This window comes from Maribacter sp., from assembly GCF_039968975.1.
Classification (GTDB): Bacteria; Bacteroidota; Bacteroidia; order Flavobacteriales; family Flavobacteriaceae; genus Maribacter.
Genome location: NZ_JBDVOT010000027.1, coordinates 1 through 2,143, shown reverse-complemented (window position 1 = coordinate 2,143; position 2,143 = coordinate 1). Strand labels below are relative to the sequence as shown.

Genomic DNA, 2,143 nt, shown 5'->3' with positions numbered 1-2,143 from the left:
CGGCAAGAACTAGTTTGCCAAATGCCTTGAAAATATCTTTTGGCGGTGGTACCGTAATGGGTCTTGGTGTTGCCGGTCTGGCAGTATTGGGGCTAACCGTATTCTTTATAGTATTCTTTCAGTTTTTTATGGGCGGTGTTTGGACGTCGACTATGGATATGACTGTTGTTCTTGAAACCCTTGCAGGTTTCTCGCTTGGTGCAGAATCAATAGCACTTTTTGCACGTGTAGGTGGTGGTATTTATACCAAGGCAGCAGATGTAGGTGCTGATTTAGTTGGTAAGGTAGAGGCAGGTATTCCTGAAGATGATCCTCGTAACCCTGCTACTATTGCAGATAATGTAGGTGATAATGTAGGAGATGTTGCTGGTATGGGTGCAGATTTGTTCGGTTCGTATGTAGCGACAGTTCTAGCGGCTATGGTTTTAGGTAATTATGTGATAAAGGATATGGGCGGTAGTATTACTGATGCCTTTGGTGGTATTGGTCCTATTTTGTTGCCAATGGCAATTGCCGGTGTAGGTATTATCATATCTATTATAGGTACCATGTTGGTGAAGATAAAGAGTAATGATGCAAAAGAAGCTCAAGTAATGGGTGCTTTGAATATTGGAAACTGGACATCGATTATACTAGTTGCAATCTCATGTTTTGGTTTGGTAACGTGGATGTTGCCAGAGACCATGAAAATGGAATTCTTTGGTGAGGGGTTAGTAGAGATTTCTGCAATGCGTGTTTTTTATGCTACTTTGGTAGGTTTAGTAGTAGGTGCAGTGATTTCTTCCGTTACAGAATATTATACAGGATTAGGGAAGTCTCCTATCTTAAAAATAGTTCAGCAGTCAAGTACAGGTGCAGGTACCAATATTATTGCAGGTTTAGCAACTGGTATGATATCCACATTCCCGTCAGTATTACTATTTGCAGGTGCTATTTGGGCATCTTATGCTTTTGCAGGGTTTTACGGTGTGGCTTTGGCTGCCTCTGCTATGATGGCAACTACGGCTATGCAATTGGCTATTGATGCTTTTGGACCAATATCTGATAATGCCGGTGGTATTGCAGAGATGAGCGAGCAAGAACCTATTGTAAGAGAGAGAACGGATATTTTAGATTCAGTTGGTAATACAACTGCCGCTACAGGGAAAGGTTTTGCTATTGCTTCTGCAGCATTGACATCTCTGGCTTTATTTGCGGCTTACGTGACATTTACAGGAATTGACGGAATTAACATTTTTAAAGCCCCTGTATTGGCAATGTTATTTGTTGGAGGTATGGTTCCGGTAGTATTCTCTGCCTTAGCAATGAATGCGGTTGGTAAAGCAGCAATGGAAATGGTACAAGAAGTTAGGCGTCAGTTTAAAGATATACCAGGTATTATGGAAGGTACGGGTAAACCGGAATATGATAAATGTGTGGCTATTTCTACACAAGCTTCTTTGAAAGAAATGATGTTACCAGGATTATTGACTATTGGTTTTCCTTTGGTCATAGCGTTCGTACCGATGTTGTTTGGAATGAACAAATTAGCTATCGCAGAAATGTTAGGGGGGTATATGGCTGGTGTAACGGTATCTGGCGTATTATGGGCAATCTTTCAGAACAATGCTGGTGGTGCTTGGGATAATGCCAAGAAATCATTTGAAGCAGGTGTTGAGATTAATGGTGAAATGACGTATAAAGGTTCAGAAGCTCATAAGGCTGCTGTAACAGGTGATACTGTTGGTGATCCTTTTAAAGATACTTCAGGTCCATCAATGAATATTTTAATTAAATTGACTTGTTTGATCGGGTTGGTGATTGCACCAATATTGGGTGGTCATGCAGAAGAAGTTGCATCGTTAAATGATACAACAGAGGTTACAATAGAAATGAATGTAGAAAGTTCAGATTTAGCTGAAGCTATTGTTGCTTATTCTACTACGGTAAATGGTGAGTCTATTACTGAGGAAGTAGTCTATAATGGTACAAAAGCAGAGGTTGAGGCACAATTACAAGCATTTGAAAATGCCACTGTGGAGAAGAAAGGAACTGCTACAGAAATTACTATAGAAAAAGTGGAGATTAATAAAGAGTAATTTCACATTTAGATATAAAAAAACCATCAGCTTTGCTGATGGCTTTTTGTGTTTTAGAGCTATTG

1 protein-coding gene is annotated in these 2,143 nt (G+C 39.9%); it reads left to right on the top strand.

Annotated features, from left to right (window positions below; genetic code table 11):
- The coding region (locus ABJI11_RS01760; protein ID WP_348348857.1) for a sodium-translocating pyrophosphatase at positions 1–2,078 on the top strand (2,078 nt) is incomplete at its 5' end.
- Positions 2,079–2,143: the final 65 nt, after the last annotated feature.